Annotated in this window: 18 protein-coding genes; 12 read left to right on the plus strand and 6 right to left on the minus strand. The window is 39.7% G+C overall.

Annotated features, from left to right (window positions below):
• Nucleotides 1-6 precede the first annotated feature (6 nt).
• The 9 genes from DCO44_RS08540 (at nt 7) to DCO44_RS08580 (ending at nt 9,827) form a co-directional block, all read left to right on the plus strand.
• Nucleotides 7-1,428 (plus strand): FAD-dependent oxidoreductase, encoded by a 1,422-nt coding sequence (locus DCO44_RS08540; protein WP_116760972.1) that lies wholly within the window; start codon nt 7-9, stop codon nt 1,426-1,428.
• A 193-nt stretch (nt 1,429-1,621) separates the two neighbouring features.
• The gene (locus DCO44_RS08545; RefSeq protein ID WP_116760974.1) at nt 1,622-2,542 is read left to right on the plus strand and encodes a metal-dependent hydrolase; all 921 of its coding nucleotides are present in this window, start codon (nt 1,622-1,624) and stop codon (nt 2,540-2,542) included.
• A gap of 100 nt (nt 2,543-2,642) precedes the next feature.
• Nucleotides 2,643-3,233: a LemA family protein gene (locus tag DCO44_RS08550; protein WP_116760977.1), complete on the plus strand. Its 591-nt coding sequence runs from the start codon at nt 2,643-2,645 to the stop codon at nt 3,231-3,233.
• A gap of 26 nt (nt 3,234-3,259) precedes the next feature.
• Entirely contained in the window at nt 3,260-4,309 is a 1,050-nt protein-coding gene (locus tag DCO44_RS08555) for a TPM domain-containing protein (RefSeq protein ID WP_116760979.1), read from the plus strand.
• Nucleotides 4,303-4,863, plus strand: coding sequence for a TPM domain-containing protein (locus tag DCO44_RS08560; RefSeq protein WP_116760980.1), 561 nt, complete (start codon nt 4,303-4,305; stop codon nt 4,861-4,863). Before DCO44_RS08555 ends, DCO44_RS08560 begins: the two co-directional genes overlap by 7 nt.
• 263 nt (nt 4,864-5,126) lie before the next feature.
• Nucleotides 5,127-5,573: a pilin gene (locus DCO44_RS08565; protein WP_116760982.1), complete on the plus strand. Its 447-nt coding sequence runs from the start codon at nt 5,127-5,129 to the stop codon at nt 5,571-5,573.
• 224 nt (nt 5,574-5,797) lie between these two features.
• Entirely contained in the window at nt 5,798-6,238 is a 441-nt protein-coding gene (locus DCO44_RS08570) for a pilin (protein ID WP_116760984.1), read from the plus strand.
• A 114-nt stretch (nt 6,239-6,352) separates the two neighbouring features.
• A complete protein-coding gene (locus DCO44_RS08575; protein WP_116760986.1) occupies nt 6,353-8,023 on the plus strand; it encodes a PglL family O-oligosaccharyltransferase in 1,671 nt (556 codons plus the stop codon).
• A 175-nt stretch (nt 8,024-8,198) separates the two neighbouring features.
• Entirely contained in the window at nt 8,199-9,827 is a 1,629-nt protein-coding gene (locus DCO44_RS08580) for a PglL family O-oligosaccharyltransferase (protein ID WP_116760988.1), read from the plus strand.
• A 41-nt stretch (nt 9,828-9,868) separates the two neighbouring features.
• Here the strand turns inward: DCO44_RS08580 and bfr are convergent, their stop codons facing one another.
• The 6 genes from bfr to gmk form a co-directional block, all read right to left on the minus strand.
• On the minus strand, nt 9,869-10,333 hold the full coding sequence (bfr, locus tag DCO44_RS08585) for a heteropolymeric bacterioferritin subunit Bfr (protein ID WP_016168691.1): 465 nt from the start codon (nt 10,331-10,333) through the stop codon (nt 9,869-9,871).
• Between the two features lie 233 nt (nt 10,334-10,566).
• Entirely contained in the window at nt 10,567-10,761 is a 195-nt protein-coding gene (locus tag DCO44_RS08590) for a bacterioferritin-associated ferredoxin (RefSeq protein WP_116760990.1), read from the minus strand.
• Between the two features lie 219 nt (nt 10,762-10,980).
• Nucleotides 10,981-11,364 carry a RidA family protein gene (locus tag DCO44_RS08595; RefSeq protein WP_044739681.1) on the minus strand — a complete coding sequence of 128 codons (384 nt, stop codon included), beginning with the start codon at nt 11,362-11,364 and terminating at the stop codon, nt 10,981-10,983.
• A gap of 74 nt (nt 11,365-11,438) precedes the next feature.
• Nucleotides 11,439-13,544 carry a RelA/SpoT family protein gene (locus DCO44_RS08600; RefSeq protein WP_116760992.1) on the minus strand — a complete coding sequence of 702 codons (2,106 nt, stop codon included), beginning with the start codon at nt 13,542-13,544 and terminating at the stop codon, nt 11,439-11,441.
• A 223-nt stretch (nt 13,545-13,767) separates the two neighbouring features.
• Nucleotides 13,768-14,049: a DNA-directed RNA polymerase subunit omega gene (gene rpoZ, locus DCO44_RS08605; RefSeq protein WP_004978050.1), complete on the minus strand. Its 282-nt coding sequence runs from the start codon at nt 14,047-14,049 to the stop codon at nt 13,768-13,770.
• Between the two features lie 79 nt (nt 14,050-14,128).
• On the minus strand, nt 14,129-14,752 hold the full coding sequence (gene gmk, locus DCO44_RS08610) for a guanylate kinase (protein ID WP_116760994.1): 624 nt from the start codon (nt 14,750-14,752) through the stop codon (nt 14,129-14,131).
• Nucleotides 14,753-14,887: 135 nt separating this feature from the next.
• Between gmk and ispH the strand changes: the two genes are divergently transcribed.
• The 3 genes from ispH (at nt 14,888) to pilV (ending at nt 17,042) form a co-directional block, all read left to right on the plus strand.
• On the plus strand, nt 14,888-15,838 hold the full coding sequence (ispH, locus tag DCO44_RS08615; RefSeq protein WP_116760996.1) for a 4-hydroxy-3-methylbut-2-enyl diphosphate reductase: 951 nt from the start codon (nt 14,888-14,890) through the stop codon (nt 15,836-15,838).
• Between the two features lie 164 nt (nt 15,839-16,002).
• Entirely contained in the window at nt 16,003-16,500 is a 498-nt protein-coding gene (locus DCO44_RS08620; protein ID WP_116760998.1) for a GspH/FimT family pseudopilin, read from the plus strand.
• Entirely contained in the window at nt 16,500-17,042 is a 543-nt protein-coding gene (gene pilV / locus DCO44_RS08625) for a type IV pilus modification protein PilV (RefSeq protein ID WP_116761000.1), read from the plus strand. The genes DCO44_RS08620 and pilV overlap by 1 nt, the downstream gene beginning before the upstream one ends.
• Nucleotide 17,043 lies beyond the last annotated feature (1 nt).

The raw sequence follows: 17,043 nt of genomic DNA on the forward strand, positions 1-17,043 counted from the left end.
AGAGACATGGCAGAGCGCCTAAATAATGACTTTCAATTTCTGGATGTTGCGCGCCAAGATCCAGAGAAAAAAGATATTACTGTCCGCAAAGCAGAGTTTGTGGAAATTTATAAACCGTTTACTGCGGAAGTGGCTGCCAATCAGACCCATCGCTGTTTAGGTTGTGGTAACCCGTATTGTGAATGGAAATGTCCAGTCCATAACTACATTCCAAACTGGTTAAAACTGATTGCTGAAGGTCGTATTTTCCAAGCAGCAGAACTTTGCCATCAAACCAATACTTTGCCAGAAGTGTGTGGTCGCGTTTGTCCTCAAGACCGTTTGTGTGAAGGGGCATGTACCTTAAACGACGGCTTTGGTGCAGTAACCATTGGTAATGCAGAAAAGTATATTAATGATACGGCATTCGCACTAGGCTGGCGTCCAGACATGTCTCATGTGAAATGGACCAACAAAAAAGTTGCGATTATTGGTGCGGGGCCTGCGGGTTTAGGTTGTGCTGATATTTTGGTACGCAGTGGGGTTAAGCCAGTGGTATTTGATAAGCGTCCTGAAATTGGAGGCTTATTAACCTTTGGTATTCCAGAATTTAAAATGGAAAAAGACGTGATGAAACGTCGTCGTGAAATTTTCACGGGGATGGGCGTTGAATTCCGTTTAAATACTGAAATTGGCACCGATGTGACCATTGAACAATTGCTTGCAGACTATGATGCGGTGTTCATGGGCATGGGAACTTATACCTATATGAAAGGTGGTTTCCCAGGTGAAGATCTCGATGGCGTTTACGATGCTTTAGATTTCTTGATTGCCAATGTGAACCGTTGCCAAGGCTGGGAAAAAGATCCAAGCGAATACATTAATGTTGATGGCAAGAAGGTTATTGTACTCGGTGGCGGTGATACAGCAATGGACTGTAACCGTACTTCATTACGCCAAGGCGCACATGACGTGACCTGCGCGTATCGTCGTGACGAAAGCAACATGCCGGGTTCTGCACGTGAAGTAAAAAATGCCTATGAAGAAGGGGTGAAGTTCCTCTTTAACCGTCAGCCAATTGAGGTTGTCGGTGAAAATGGCAAAGTTACTGGCGTTAAATTCGTAACCACACAAATGGGTCAACCTGATAGTCGTGGTCGTCGTAGCCCTGAGCCAGTACCGGGTTCTGAAGAAATTTTACCTGCAGATGCAGTATTACTTGCCTTTGGTTTCCGTCCGAGTCCAGCAGACTGGTTCGCGGGTGCCAATATTGGTTTAGACGGCTCGGGTCGTGTGCTTGCAGCAGAGAAACAGGAATATAAATTCCAAACGTCGAATCCAAAAATCTTTGCGGGTGGCGACATGGTGCGTGGTTCTGACTTGGTTGTGACCGCAATCTGGGAAGGTCGTCAAGCTGCAGAAGGTATTTTGGATTATCTTGATGTGTAAGATGGACTTTCATCGTTAAACATTCTAGATTTATAAAAAACCCACTTCGGTGGGTTTTTTAATGGTGTATAAATTGCTTACCAATGGTCGGGTTGACTCTTTTGGTTAATCGGCTAAGCATTTTTGCCATTTAGTGAAGGACATGACCTTTAGATACTGGGTATCTGTACTTTGCTAATGTTGAGAAGTCATCATGCTGAAACAGACGACAGAAAAATCATATTTAAATCGTCCTAAAGCGCACGGAATTACTGTTCGTAAATTGCAGTTTAATCCCAGAGCTATTCGCCGCCATTATTTTGCCAACTCACCCGTGATGTCGCATTTACTGACCGCGCTGTCTTCCACTTTTCCGATAGGCGAGCAATTTTTTGTACATAGCGTGCGTAATGTACGGGATCAGGTAACCGATGCACAGTTACAAGCGCAAATTACGGCTTTTATTGGGCAGGAAGCCATGCATTCCAAAGCACACATGGAGTTTAATCAGGCGTGGCGACGTGAAGACTATAATTTAGATCACTTTCAAGACTGGTTGGCACGCAAAGACCATCATGTCAAAAACTTGCATCCTAAAATTCAGTTGGCAATTACCTGTGCTTTTGAACATTTTACGGCTTTATTGGGCGGCTATATTTTACGTCATCCTGAAGTGCTCAGTACTTTGGAGGAGGATGCGCAAAAATTATGGGTATGGCATGCCATAGAAGAAATTGAACATCGAGCTGTGGCGTTTGATGTTTATCAGCATGTCTATGGGGATGATGCAATCCGTCGCATGATAATGCGCAGTGTCACTACAGGTTTTGCCAGTTTAACTTTTTATTCGGCTAGTCGTTTGTTTTGGCAAGATCGTAAAAAAAGTGTATTGAAGGTACGAGGGAATATTTTTGGTGGCTATTTGTTACTGAAGATGATGATTCAATTGGCACCTGAATATTTAAGCTATTACCAAAAGGAGTTTCATCCTGCGGTACACGACTACAGTCAAATTGTGAATTACTGGAAACAACGCTTGGCGGAGGATTATCAGATGCAAGAATTCGTGACAGAAGCAGTATCTGCATCATCATCAAAGACCAAAGTTGGGAATTTTTCCGTCTGTTTATACTGATTGGTGATTAAATAAATCAAACACAACGGAAATCAATTCGGTCTACAATATTTGCATTCAATAAGAAATGACATGCCAAAAAAAAGATGAGGATTGAACGATGCTGTGGATTAAAAATAGTGCGTTGATTGTATTGTTGAGTGGCAGTTTGATGTTGACAGGCTGTGGCTATAACACGTTACAAGTCAAAGATGAAGCCGTGACCGCATCTTGGTCAGAAGTACAAAATCAGTATCAACGTCGTGCGGACTTGGTGCCGAATTTGGTCAATGTGGTAAAAGGCTATGCCAAACACGAAGAGCAAGTCCTTACAGAAGTCACACAAGCCAGAGCCAATGTGGCGGGTTTAAAAGTCGATAAAGAAGTGCTAGAAGATCCTGCACTTTTTCAAAAGTATCAAGAAGCACAAGGTCAGTTGACGGGTGCATTATCACGTTTAATTGCGGTGTCTGAAAATTACCCAGATTTAAAAGCCAATGAGCAATTCCGTGATTTACAAGTTCAGCTAGAAGGCACTGAAAATCGAATTGCTGTGGCGCGTAATCGCTATATTACTACGGTGCAAGATTACAATGCCTATGTCCGTCAATTCCCGCAGGTGATGACCGCAAAAGTCATTGGGATGCACACCAAGCCAAACTTTAGTGCGGAACAAAGCGCCCAAACTGCACCTAAAGTCTCCTTTGATTAAGTATTTAACTTAACTGGAATCAGTGAATGTATCGCTTAAAGTACCCCATCCAACAGGCGACACGGTTCCTGTTCGGTGCTTTGCTGTCTTTAATTTTCTGTTCAATTTGCTGGGCTGAGACATCTCCGACTATCGATAATTCAGAAGATGCTGTGGTGATTGGTCAGGTTATTCAGCAGGCGAAAAAAGGCGCTCAATCTTTAGCCCCTGAACAACAGGCAGCATCTTCAGTACAAGTTACAAATGATTTGGCTGATGGCAACATCCGCCAATTGCCAAGTCTAAATACGCCTGTGATTGATCAAGCCAATATTTTGTCTGATTCAGATAAACAGGCCTTGAACCAACATATTTTAAAATTGTATGAGCAAGGTAAGGCGCAAATTGGTGTGGTGATTGTGTCGACTACAGGGCAGGAAGCCATTTTTGATTATGCCATGCGAGTGGCTGAACAATGGCAGTTGGGAACGGCTAAGCGTGATAATGGCTTACTCATCGTCATTGCGATTAATGACCGTAAAATTCAGATCTTAACGGGTTACGGTTTAGAAGGCGTGCTGCCTGATATTGTGGCTGGGCGGATTATTCGTAACGAGATCACCCCTTATTTTAAACAAGCTGAATATGCACAAGGCATTCAATCTGGACTCAATGAAATTGAGCGAATATTGAATTTAGATCCTGAAATTGCCCAACAAGCAGCACAAGAATTACAAGAGCAACAAGCTCAGGCATTACATGAACAAAAAGCACGATCACAATTTTGGACCTATGCCTTAATTATTATTGTGGTTGGCGCCTTTGCATCGATGATGGTCGGTAAACGCCTCAGTGCAGCGACTGCGGGTGTGGCAGGTGTGGTTGCAGGCTTGGTCAGTGGTGTAGGTGTATTGACCAGTCTATTGGTAGGCGCAGGTATTTTCTTACTGCTCGTTACCTCTTTGGCGCAGTTGATCTTGCAAATACTGGCTTCAGGCTCTGGGCGGGGTTCAGGCGGAGGTGGCTTTGGTGGAGGGGGCGGCTATCGAGGCGGTGGCGGCGGTTTTGGTGGGGGAGGTGCTTCAGGCTCATGGTAACAAAAACAGATTCAACTCAAATAGTCACAACACCGAATGTACAAGAGCATGTTCAACCCAGTTTTAAACGTTGGTTAAAGCATTGTTTTTATTTTTCAAATACGCGACGCTATTTTAAATCTGCCGATTTGCAGCAAATCGCAGTTGCTGTACAGGATGCAGAACAAGGACATGTCGGTGAGATTCAAGTAGTAATTGAAGGGCATTTACCATGTTTGCAAGCCTATCGGCAAAATACACGAAAACGCGCAGAGCAGTTATTTGCAGAACTAGGTGTGTGGGATACGGAACACAATAGTGGAGTATTATTTTACTTAAATTTATGTGAGCGAAAGGTGGAGTTGGTTTTTGATCGTGGATTGCAGCAAATGACGGAGCAAGAAGTATGGAATTCAATTTGTCAAAACTTGGTGCAGCAATTTGGCCAACATCAGTATAACGAGGCAGTCATACACGCAATTTCTAGCATCGGAAAATTATTACAAAAATTTTATGCTGAAAAAGAAATTGAGCAAATGAATGAATTACCCAATGAACCGATTATTTTAGATTAAGAATGAGAACAAGAGTATGAATATGATCATTATTAAACCATGAGTTGTCAATTTTTGTCACTTATGTGTGTATTTTGTCAAATTTGGAAGAGTAGTGAGTGAAATATATTTAAAAAAAACATGGCTAAGGTGCTGTTTTTTTGTTGGATTTAACTATAATAAATCTTGGCACATTCCGTGCTCATTATAAACAAAGCATACAAAAGCGCTTCTTGCTTTACAAAGCTTAAAAAAAACTAAACAAAACATTTGTGGAGAATGTTATGAACGCTCAAAAGGGTTTCACTCTTATTGAATTAATGATTGTTGTAGCCATTATTGGTATTTTGGCTGCAATTGCGATTCCTGCTTATCAAGATTACATCGTACGTTCAAAAGTAACCGAAGGTTTAAACTTGGCGTCTTCTTATAAAACCATTATTGCTGAAAATGCAGGTAATGGTGCGTCTGATTTAACTTTAGGTATTCCTAATTTTGCTGCGACAGATAACGTTGCAAGTATTACGCCTAATGCAGCTACAGGTGCTATTGTTATTGTCTATACTGCTAAGGCGAAAGCCGTTGAGTTAACATTAACTCCATTCGATGGCAAAGAAGGTGGTACTGCAATCGCTTCTAAGAAAGTTCCTACAAATCAAATTACATGGGTATGTACGGTTAAAACTCCAGCAGACAATGCAAAATATGTACCTGCTAACTGTCGCGGTTAATTTGATTTAATTAATCTAGTTTACAAAGCCAGTTTAACCCAAAGTTAGGCTGGCTTTTTACATCTGTAGAATTGTGAAATAAAAACGACATTATGTGTATTTAGCTGACTAAAAGTGTCACTTTGTAATAATAAATTTTATAAAAATATATAATAATCAGTATCTTATGTTTTGGCATGATTCATGTATAATAATAGTATTAGAAAAATGAGTAAGGTGAAAAAATGCAAAAAGGATTCACTTTAATTGAATTGATGATCGTAGTTGCAATTATTGGTGTGTTAGCAGCCATTGCAATTCCTGCCTATCAGATTTATTTGGTTCGCTCCAAGGTTGTAGAGGGATTAGAATTAACCATTCCATACAAAACAATCATAGTCGAAAATGCGGGTGCGGGAGCTTCAGATTTAACTCGTGGTCTTCCTAATTTTTCGCCTACAGCAATTGTGGCAGACATAGAAACGGCACAAGATACAGGTGAAATTACCATTAGCTATACGGATAAAGCGAAAAGTATACAGCTATTCCTTACTCCTTATGATGGTACAGAAGGCGTTAAAGCAATTGCTGCAACAGTGGTCCCAGAGAAGCAAATTACATGGGTATGTAGTGTCGATAAACCAGAAAATGAAAAATATGCACCTGCAAATTGTCGAGGTCATTAACTTTAATCATGTAGAAGATGGTCGTGAAGTCTATGAAAATACTAGGAATGATATTGGAGTAGCTGATATAGTAGGCTCATAAAAATTAACGTGTAAGCAGTTTAATATTAGATCATGAGCTTTAGTCGATTATCCCATCCATTATTAATTATTTCTTTTCTATTTTTCTGCTTATCTATTCTAAATCCTGTTCATACTCGACCTTGGCCAGGATTTTTTTCTGAGTTATTTTCTTTTTTAGGAATTATTTTTCTATTACCTTTTTTGTGGCAAAAGCAAGTTGTTGTACCTAGAATCTCGATCCCTTTTCTTCTTATTTCTCTTATTCCTTTAGTGCAGTATGCTTTAGGGCAAATCTTCTTTTATTCCGAAGCAATATTGTCTTTTAGCTATCTTTTATATTTTTGGCTTACTTTGGTTATAGGTTTTAATTTGACCATAGACCAAAATAAGCTAAATGGAGAAAATAGTTTTAACTTATATAACTTCCTCGCCTATTTCTTTATATTCTGTGGCTTGGTCTCCAGTGTTATGGTGTATTTTCAGTGGTTGGGTCTTGCTCAAGTATCTTCTTTTATTATGAGCTATTCTGGTAATCGACCTTATGCAAATATGGCTCAACCCAACCATTTGGCTACTTTTTTATATGCAAGTATTTGTTCTTGTTGGTATTTATTTGAAAAATATAAAATTAATAAAATGCAATTGGTTGTTGTTGGTGGGTTGCTACTATTTTCAATCGTATTAACCCAATCAAGGACGGCATGGTTAATTACTGTATTTGTATCATTGTTCCTTTTTTATTATGCTAGAAAAAGTTCACTACGATTCAGCAAGAAAGCGATTTTATGTTCAATTGTTTATTTTATCTTTGTGAGCTTGGTTTTACCTTATTTAAATTCATTTCTAAGTCATTACTTTAGTATAAATTCGGCCCATACTGTTTATGATCGAGCAACTACGGGCTTTGGGCGCTTAAATATATGGAACCAAATGGTTCATGCTCTAGTTCAGAGTCCATGGACTGGTTATGGTTGGAATCAGACTACAGCGGCCCAGTTTAATGTTGTTGATTCCATATCGGGTAGAGAGTGGGCTACGAGCGCACACAATTTATTTTTAGATATTTTGGTGTGGTGTGGTGTTCCATTAGGTTTTTTGATTATTTTGTTTCTCACATGTTTCTATTTTAATCTTTTTAAGAGTATATCGAATATTGAAGGAGCTTTTGCATTTCTAATTATTTCTAGTTTTATTGTTCATGCTTTATTAGAGTACCCACTTTACTATGCATATTTTTTATTACCTTTTGGTTTAATGTGCGGTACTTTGATTGTCGATAAGCTTCATAAGATAATAATCAAGAAAATTTATATTATAAGTATATTTGTACTGAGTCTATTTGGGGTGACATTTATAGTATCTGAATATGTGAAAATTGAAGATAATCTTTTTGCAGGTCGGTTGCATGCAATGGGGAATTTAAGATCAAATGTAGCGCTGCCATATCAGCTTTATTTTTTCGATAATTTTAATCAACGTGCCCATTGGTTAGCACTATATCCTAAAATGAAGGTTAATCAGCAACAGATTCAAGATTCACAGTATATGGTGAAATCATATTTGAAACCTTATGATCTCCATAAGTCAGCTCAACTTTTAGCATTTAATGGTTATTCTACAGAGGCAAGACGCCAATTGATGATATTACAGATAATGTATGATTTGGAATTTTCATATCAGTCATTACTGGATGGAAAAGATGAGCAAATTTTAGAAAAATGAAATTGAATAAAGAAAATGTTTGAGCCAATGTCGAGTCTAATTGGATATTGAAAGAATAAAGGTTAGAGAGAGTGATGTTAAGTGTTTTGTCTGATTGTGTTGGAAGAATTCAATAACGCAGAAAAAACCAACATTTTGAATTACACTATGCACAGTTCTGCAACTGTAGCACCCCATGAAATTTATTCTTTCTTTACTTGCCAGTGTACTTATAGCACTGGCTTGGCTTTTACCTGTTCACTATCGCCCGTGGGTGACCTATACAGGTGAATTGTTTGCTTTTTTATCCTTGTTTGCACTCACCGCCATTTTTCTTCAGCAAAAAATAAAAGTACCAGTTTTGACACTTCCATTAGCTGCTATGGCGTTTATTCCATTGCTGCAATGGCTGTTTGGGCTGGAATTTTTCTTTAGTATTGCATTGATTTCAGGTCTTTTTGTTTTTGCTTTTTGGTTAAGTATGGTATTGGGTTATAACCTAGCTTTAACCTTAAAAGATCGAGAGCAAGTATTTACGAATTTGAGTTATGTATTGTTGGTCGTAGGTACAATCACAGGGCTGATGGCAATCTGTCAGTGGCTCACAATCGAAAATCATATTCCTGGTATTGCCAATTTACGCAGTAATCGTCCTTATGCGAATTTTGCTCAGCCGAATAATATGGCCACTTTCCTTATTCTTTCGTTAATGGCGAGTCTGTATTTATTCGAGAAAAGTAAGCTTAAGGCTTGGATTTTAAGTCTATGCTCATTGATAATATTGATTGCGTTGGTTTTAAGCCAGTCTAGAACGTCATGGGTCGTCTGTATCTTATTTGTCGCTTATTTCTTCTATCAGCAATATAAAGGGTATTTGCGCCTCAAATGGTATGCAATGTTGACTTGGGTTGGCTTATTTATCGGGCTAATTTTAGTCATGCCAATCGTTGACCATTGGTTGGCACAAGCTTCACATTTGGCAATTGCGGACTCGCCAACAGCGATTGAACGTGCCAGCTCAGGGCATTTGCGTTTAGGTATATGGCAACAAATGCTTTATGCCATTTCAGACCGACCATGGTTTGGTTATGGTTGGAATCAAACCAGTGTCGCTCAGGTTGCTGTAAGTGAATATTATCGCATTCCCGAATGGGTACGAAGCTCACATAATTTTGTGTTGGATTTCTTGGTATGGAATGGCTTGCTGATTGGTGTACCATTTCTGGGTTATTTAATTTATCTGGCATATCGCTTAATTAGTCGAGTGAATTCAACAGAGTCTGTTATTGGTATTCTGATGATTGTGGCGGTATTGGTGCATGCCTTATTGGAATATCCGCAGAATTATGCCTATTTCTTATTACCATTGGGCTTTATTGTGGGTTTGGTGCTATCGCAGGAAACTCAACTTAAAGTTTGGAATTTAGCGCCCAAATATACGCAAATGATGTTTGTTGTAGGGGGCTTGCTTTTGGTTTTAATTCATCGTGATTATATGGTGGCAGTGCCTAAACTGAATCAGTCGATGCGTTATGAACATACCCCTGAAAAAATTACCAATCATGACCGAATTTATGTTTTAGATGAACTGAGTCGCAGAATTGCATGGATTCGATTGAACCCGAACACGGTATTGAGTAAAGCTGAATTACAGCAAATTCATGAAATGGTACAGTGCTATCCAACCAAATATGATTTGTTGAAATATGCCCGTGTTCTTGCCTTTAATGGGGATGAACAGGGGGCACGTCACCAATTATGGTTATTAAAAGAGTTGAAACATGTCGATGTGAGCTATGAATCGTTGTTAGAGCCAGCTCAATAAAAGACCTAAAAAAGCCAGCGAAATGCTGGCTTTTTTATTGATTAGAGTTGGCTTTGAATATAGTTTTCAATACCGACACTTTCGACTAAATCTAGTTGAGTGGTGAGCCAATCCCAATATTCTTCTTCTTTTTCTAGGATCTCTTGAACTAAATCACGCGTCACATAGTCTAAGGTTTGTTCAGCCAAAGTCACAGCTGTTTTAATGCTTTCAATGTTCTCTTTCACTTTGCGAATATCGCAATTCAGAACTTCAGCAGTATGTTGACCGATATAAAGTTTACCGAGGTGTTGTAAATTTGGTAAGCCTTCTAAAAATAAAATCCGTTCAATGATTTTATCGGCATGTTTCATCTGACGAATCGATTCTTTATATTCGGCAGAACCCAATTGCTCAATGCCCCAGTCATTAAACATTCTTGAGTGTAGGAAATATTGGTTAATAGCAGTTAAATGATGATAGAGCACCTGATTTAACTGGTTAATCACATCGCGATTGCCTTTCATAGCATAAACTCCATCAATCAATGCTGATTTAAAATTTTAAGTTAGACTATTGCAGCCTGTTATTCTGTAAATCTTAAACAAGAAAATGCTGAAAGGCGAGTGCTTTATTGAACGGCAAATGAAAATCGCAATCAAAAACAATTGGATATTAAACTAGAAAAATAAAACCCGCTTAGAGTCAAAAGCGGGGGAGGAGGAATGATCAATCCAGATCATTTTATTTCTAAGTATTGTTAAGCTGCGACGGCAATACGTCCAGCAATTTCTGCAATTTCGTCACTGATGATGGCACGCGCTTCAGGAGCACAACGACCACAGCATGTCCCTAGATCAAGTAGCTCGCGGATTTCACGATAGCTTTCTGCACCGTTAGCAACGGCATCTTTAATATCTTGATCTGTAATACCACGACACAAACATACGTACATGACTGCGAGCCAGATAAGGTTAAATACGATAAGTAATATTATTGATAATTGTTATCGTTTGTCAATAGCATTCATTTAAAAAGAGAATTATTATCATTGGGAATTTAAATAAAAAAATACCACCTGAGCGGAAATCCGAGTTCTGCTCGGATTTTGCGCAAAAGCTTTATATAACTGAGAGCTAAAGAGTGAAGGTGGTGATTGAATTGGTTTTATAAATTATTGTGGAATAATCACAATACCATCCATCTCGACCAACGCTCCTTTAGGTAGACTTGCCACACCTAGCGCAGCACGTGCTGGATAAGGTTGAGCAAAATATTCACCCATAATTTGGTTGACCAGTTGGAAATTAGATAAATCAGTTAAAAAGATATTGAGTTTGGCGATGTCGGCAAGTGAACCACCTGCAGCTTCACACACGGCTTTTAAGTTATCAAAAACTCGGCGAATTTGTGCCTCAATGCCTTCTACCAATTCCATACTGTACGGATCTAAACCGATTTGCCCTGAAAGATAAAGTGTTTCACCAACGAGAATTGCTTGAGAATAAGTACCAATCGCAGCAGGGGCATTTTCAGTATGAATAACTTGGCGGGACATCGTTTTCTCCTTTTATATCTGAATACATCTTAAAGGATTGTATTCAGATACAGAAGCCCTATCGATTTAAATGATTAACTTGCTATAGAAGCTTCAGTCATATTCAGTGGTACGGCTAGGCGGGTAATGCGTGGAAAACCGTAGTGCATGCGTAGGTCACGAATGATCTGGGCAATTTGTTTACGGTTATTCACTACAATATTCACATAGGTTTTATGGTCGTAATTGCGCACCATTTCTACCCCTGTTTTGGCTTTACGGCATTGATAGATTAAATCTGAAATCTGTTCATCGTCCATCTCCATGTCAATGCAAAGATAGGCTGTAAAGCTGACATCGTCGAGGTCTTCGGAAGACCATTGCAGTGGCATGATATTTTCAGGATGTAAATGTTGCTCATGCAGAAGGTTGTGGCAACGGGCACGATGCACGATTAATCCACGACGTGAAAGATGTCCTTGAATTGGATCTCCTAGCACGGGATTACAGCAATGTGCATATTTGACATCCACACCCTCCGTACCTTGAATAAGGCGGTCAGAGTTATGATCTTCAATGGATTGATCTTGAGCAAATAAATGATTGGCAACCAGTTGTGGTAACAAGTCACCCACGGCAATTTGTTGGAATAAACGATTTTTGGAATCTAGATGACGCCATTGTAGAAGATCTAACCAATCATCTTCAGTCAGGTCATATGTTGAGCGATGGAAAAGTCTTAGGGCGCGGTTGAGTGCCTGTTCACCAACCAATTGTTGTTCTTCTACATCTTGATCTCGGAGGATGTTTTGAATGGCGCGTCTGGCTTTTTGGGTGTTAATAAAGCTGAGCCAATCAGGATTTGGAGTGGCGAGTACATCGGTGATAATTTCAATCACTTGTCCACTTACAAGCGGGGTAGATAAGGGCTTAGTTTCGCCATTAATCTTCGCTCCGATCGCATGGTTGCCTAAAAAAAGACTCGCTGAATAGGCAAAATCCACGGCAGTTGCGCCTTGTGGTAATTCATGTAATTGCCCGTGTGGGGTATACACCCAAATTTTTTCTTGGTGTAAATAATCTAGTAAATCGTTAAAGGTGGTTTTTGCACAACTGCTATCAATTAAAACATTTAAGTTTTGCATGGAGGCTTGAATAGCAGAACGGCAGGCTTGAGGCGCATTTTCACCCAATACAACGCCATAACGCGCAGCCTTACGCATCAATTCGGTTTGTAAGGTCAGGGAGAGCGTGGTTTTTTCACCTTTTAGGCGCAGCATGAGCGACTGGTTGCCACCAGGCAATGGTCGTCGAATATGGTCTTGATAAGATAGAACTTGAAAATGTTCTTTTAAGGTTTCAGCGAGATTGTCACAATCTGCGATGCTTTGCAGAATAATTTCAAAGGCATGACTATGGGTCAGTTCTTGTAAATCAATATCGTTTTTGACGAAGTGACGGAGTAGCTCAATATTGTTGTTTTTCTTTTTAATCCGACCACTGATTTGATTTTGTTGTAAGAGTGCAGTCAGATTTTTTTCCCATAAGGCTTGGTATTCACAGCGTTTGGGCTTGGTTTTAAGCAAGGCTTCCTGAACATTATTGAACATGTCTAAATCAAGATTTTGATAGCACAAATGTTCAAGATTATCGGCCATTTCATTCATGCCCACTAAACGTGCCATTGGTACAAACACATCAAAGGTTTCTTGAGCAATGCGTGCACGTTTATCTGGACGTAAAGACTCCAGTGTGGTCATGTTATGATAGCGGTCAGCTAATTTAATAATAATGACACGTGGATCTTGTAGGGTAGCTTGTAAAATTTTTCGGAATGAAGCGGCTTTGTTGTATTCTTTATCGCTGGAATGGCTCAGTTTAGTGACACCATCGACCAGTTCTGCCACGGTCAGACCAAATTTCTCTTTAATATCTTCTTTGCTAAAATCGGTGTCTTCAATCACATCATGTAGCAATGCGGCCATCAGGGTTTCTACATCTAAGCGCATGTGTGCCAAAATACAACTGACTGCAATCGGGTGCAGGATGTATGGCTCACCACTTTTCCGCGTAATTCCATCATGCGCAATATCGGCATAATCGCAGGCCGCAAGCACTCGCTCGACTTCGCTTTCATTGAGATAAGCGTCGACAATCACTTTGAGTTGTTGTTTGGCTTGGCTGACTTCTGCGCCTGGCATATAACACCTGTACCTATACCATGAGGAATCGATTAATGGGTTCAATTTTTAATAAAAAGCAAAGTGCGAAACTTGTCAAATTTTTTATGCAAAAATCACAAATTGGCAGTTTAAAAAAATAGCGTAATTTCAGTTAATGTTATAACTGTTCTTGAAGAAATATTAAAGTTCCAAGCATAAAAAAGCCCAGTTAAAAACTAGGCTTTTATGTAGTTTTTCTTTCTTATTGGAAAGAGAAACCATCTAAATTCAAATTGTTTGCAGAAAGTGCAAGATCAAGGCTTGAAGTTTGGTAGTCTTGCTCACGTTGTTTCAAAATATCTTTTGAAACGTGACCAATTGCAATTTCACGAAGAGCAACAACTGTTGGTTTGTCGTTGTCCCATTCTACAGTTGGTTCAATACCTTGACGTGCGAGTTGGCGCGCACGTTTGCTTGCCACTAGTACAAGCTCAAAGCGGTTGTCTACATGGTCTAAACAATCTTCAACGGTTACGCGTGCCATATGTGCTCTCGTATAAATGCTAAAATGCGGAAACAGACTGTGCAGTATAAAATGCTTTCAGTTTAGACTCAAGGTTTAATCACGATTCAACAGGAGTGATTAACTTTTGAATTAAGTCTTGATGACGATTGGCTTGCTGCGTCAGAACCAAACGGTTTGCTGTAATGACAGATTCAAGATCATGCAAGGCTTTATTAAAGTCATCATTAATAATGACATAGTCGAAATTGACAAATTGTTGCATGTCTTCGACTGCACAACTTAAACGATGTTCAATCACTTCCACACTGTCCGTACCACGATTAGATAGACGTTGGCGTAAATCGAACTGGCTTGGCGGTAAAATGAAAATCTGTATTGATTCTGGGAACAATTTGCGGACTTGTTCTGCACCTTGCCAGTCAATTTCCAGTAAAACATCATGTCCTTTGGCGAGTTGCTCTTTTACAGTTGCTTGTGCAGTGCCGTAATAATTGCCAAAGACTTCTGCATACTCAATAAATCCACCTTGATCCACTAACCTTAGAAAGTTTTCTTTTTGAGTGAAATGGTAATGCACACCATCAAGTTCACCAGGACGCTGCCCACGAGTGGTATGAGATACAGAAACATGTAAATTACTTACACGCTCAAGTAGGGCTTTTACGAGAGATGTTTTGCCAGTTCCTGACGCAGCAGAAACGACAAACAAGAGACCCGACATGATATTTTTCCTGATATGATAAAATATCCTCTCTATTTTAGAGTAGATATGTTGCAAACTAAATAGCTAGTCGAATTTTAGTTTGCATAAATTTAGTTTCGCATGACGTGCATTTAAGTGAGCAATGAGGGTCTTATGGAAATTGTATTGGCTAATCCGCGTGGTTTTTGTGCAGGGGTCGATCGAGCCATTGCGATTGTAAATCGTGCACTTGAGTGTTTTCAGCCACCAATTTATGTACGCCATGAAGTGGTACACAACAAATTTGTGGTGGATGATTTACGTCAGCGTGGCGCGATTTTTGTCGATGAGTTAGATGAAGTACCTGATGACAATATCGTGATTTTTAGCGCGCATGGTGTATCTAAAGCGGTACAGCAAGAAGCAGAGCGTCGCGGTTTAAAAGTTTTTGATGCAACGTGTCCTTTGGTCACCAAAGTACATATTGAAGTCACTAAATATGCCCGTGAAGGGGTAGAAGCCATTTTGATTGGTCATGAAGGTCATCCTGAAGTGGAAGGCACGATGGGACAATATGACAAGAAAAATGGTGGTGATATTTATCTGGTTGAAGATGAAGAAGACGTCGCTCAGTTGGATGTGCGTCATCCTGATAAAGTGGCTTTTGTGACACAAACGACGTTGTCGATTGATGACACCGCTAAAGTGATTGATGCGCTGCGTAAAAAATTTCCGAAGATTCAGGGTCCTCGTAAAGATGATATTTGTTATGCCACGCAAAACCGCCAAGATGCTGTGCGTGATTTGGCTCAGCAATGCGATGTGGTTTTGGTCGTCGGGTCTCCAAACTCATCGAATTCGAACCGTTTACGTGAACTGGCGGAGCGTATGGGTAAAGCGGCTTATTTGGTCGATAATGCGGAACAGTTACAGCAAGATTGGTTTGATGCGAATACTAAAATTGGTGTGACGGCTGGTGCCTCTGCGCCTGAAATTCTGATTAAGCAAGTCATTCAGCGTCTGCAAGATTGGGGTGCGAAAGTACCTGAAGAGCTTGCGGGGCGTGAAGAAAACATTACCTTTAGTTTGCCAAAAGAGTTACGTATTCCTGTAACACAGGCTTAAAGTGTTGCAGGCTTAACATTATATTTTTATTAAAGATTTGACAGATGGTTGCTTTTTGGCAATCATCTGTTTTTTTATGCCATTTATCCTTTTTGTGTTCGTTTTGTAAAAAAAAGAAATATGATTTTAAATAGGGTAAAGAGAAATTGCCTTGGGGAGGGCGTATGCGAACAAATCGAGGGTTCACCTTAATAGAGCTACTAGTGACAATTGCTGTATTGGTGATTATTGCGACCATGGCAGCACCTTCTTTTGGGAATTTGGTTGTAAGACAAAAATTGAATGGTAACGCACGCGACTTTATTACAACGCTTAATCAAGCTAAATCTCAAGCGGCACTATTGCGAACAACAGTTGCAGTATGTCCAAATAAAACCAATAGTGATGATAATTTTACAAAAGATGAATGTGCAACTGCAGTAATTCCGAATTATTCATCTATGACGACCACGCAGCAGGAAACAGTGCAGATCGAACGTGTTTTTCAAGTTATGGTGGATCCTGCTGTGACAGTACAATCAACAAGTAGCACTGCAGCATTATTTAATTCTACTGGCAGTGCTAATGCTCAGGTCTCATTTAATATCTGTGCTTATGGAAATTCACGGACGATAACCGTGCAACGTTTAGGTGCAATTAGTCAAAGTTCAGGAACCTGCTAATGAACTATAATAAATATCAAACTGGCGTAGGGCTTATGGAAGTGCTGGTTGCTTTATTGCTATTGGCAATAGGGGTCTTGGGCTATGTTGCCTTGCAACTACGTGCAATTGATGCCTCATCTGAGGCTTTGACTAAATCTCAAGGGGTCTTAATTCTAAGAGGTTTAGCAGAAAACATTCGAGCAAATGGCGCAGGTCAATCCAGTTATGCTACTGCGGTTCGTGGTTATACTTCCATTACGGCAACTCCAACGGCTCCAACGCCATCTTGTTATAATCCATCAACATTATGTACCCCAGCGCAAATGGCGAATTACGATGCCTATAATGCAGCAAAGTCAGCATTTGAAATTGGGATGAAAATTACGATGGCGGAATGTCCTGGCGTTTCAAGTGCACCTGTTAAAAGACAATGCTTATATGCTGCATGGGATAATACAACGATAACAGCAACGTCATCTGCTGCTAATGTTAGTCAATGTATGTCATCTACTGGGGTATATGTAAATACTGCACGTTGTTTGATGATGGAGGCATATTAAA

It is taken from the genome of Acinetobacter sp. AM (genome assembly GCF_003105055.1).
GTDB classification, from domain to species: Bacteria; Pseudomonadota; Gammaproteobacteria; order Pseudomonadales; family Moraxellaceae; genus Acinetobacter; species Acinetobacter tibetensis.

Bases quoted from the DNA above. Each gene is read 5' to 3' on its own strand.
- DCO44_RS08540 (WP_116760972.1), top strand. From the start codon at position 7: ATGGCAGAGCGCCTAAATAATGACTTTCAATTTCTGGATGTTGCGCGC.
- DCO44_RS08545 (WP_116760974.1), top strand. From the start codon at position 1,622: ATGCTGAAACAGACGACAGAAAAATCATATTTAAATCGTCCTAAAGCG.
- DCO44_RS08550 (WP_116760977.1), top strand. From the start codon at position 2,643: ATGCTGTGGATTAAAAATAGTGCGTTGATTGTATTGTTGAGTGGCAGT.
- DCO44_RS08555 (WP_116760979.1), top strand. From the start codon at position 3,260: ATGTATCGCTTAAAGTACCCCATCCAACAGGCGACACGGTTCCTGTTC.
- DCO44_RS08560 (WP_116760980.1), top strand. From the start codon at position 4,303: ATGGTAACAAAAACAGATTCAACTCAAATAGTCACAACACCGAATGTA.
- DCO44_RS08565 (WP_116760982.1), top strand. From the start codon at position 5,127: ATGAACGCTCAAAAGGGTTTCACTCTTATTGAATTAATGATTGTTGTA.
- DCO44_RS08570 (WP_116760984.1), top strand. From the start codon at position 5,798: ATGCAAAAAGGATTCACTTTAATTGAATTGATGATCGTAGTTGCAATT.
- DCO44_RS08575 (WP_116760986.1), top strand. From the start codon at position 6,353: ATGAGCTTTAGTCGATTATCCCATCCATTATTAATTATTTCTTTTCTA.
- DCO44_RS08580 (WP_116760988.1), top strand. From the start codon at position 8,199: ATGAAATTTATTCTTTCTTTACTTGCCAGTGTACTTATAGCACTGGCT.
- bfr (WP_016168691.1), bottom strand. From the start codon at position 10,333: ATGAAAGGCAATCGCGATGTGATTAACCAGTTAAATCAGGTGCTCTAT.
- DCO44_RS08590 (WP_116760990.1), bottom strand. From the start codon at position 10,761: ATGTACGTATGTTTGTGTCGTGGTATTACAGATCAAGATATTAAAGAT.
- DCO44_RS08595 (WP_044739681.1), bottom strand. From the start codon at position 11,364: ATGTCCCGCCAAGTTATTCATACTGAAAATGCCCCTGCTGCGATTGGT.
- DCO44_RS08600 (WP_116760992.1), bottom strand. From the start codon at position 13,544: ATGCCAGGCGCAGAAGTCAGCCAAGCCAAACAACAACTCAAAGTGATT.
- rpoZ (WP_004978050.1), bottom strand. From the start codon at position 14,049: ATGGCACGCGTAACCGTTGAAGATTGTTTAGACCATGTAGACAACCGC.
- gmk (WP_116760994.1), bottom strand. From the start codon at position 14,752: ATGTCGGGTCTCTTGTTTGTCGTTTCTGCTGCGTCAGGAACTGGCAAA.
- ispH (WP_116760996.1), top strand. From the start codon at position 14,888: ATGGAAATTGTATTGGCTAATCCGCGTGGTTTTTGTGCAGGGGTCGAT.
- DCO44_RS08620 (WP_116760998.1), top strand. From the start codon at position 16,003: ATGCGAACAAATCGAGGGTTCACCTTAATAGAGCTACTAGTGACAATT.
- pilV (WP_116761000.1), top strand. From the start codon at position 16,500: ATGAACTATAATAAATATCAAACTGGCGTAGGGCTTATGGAAGTGCTG.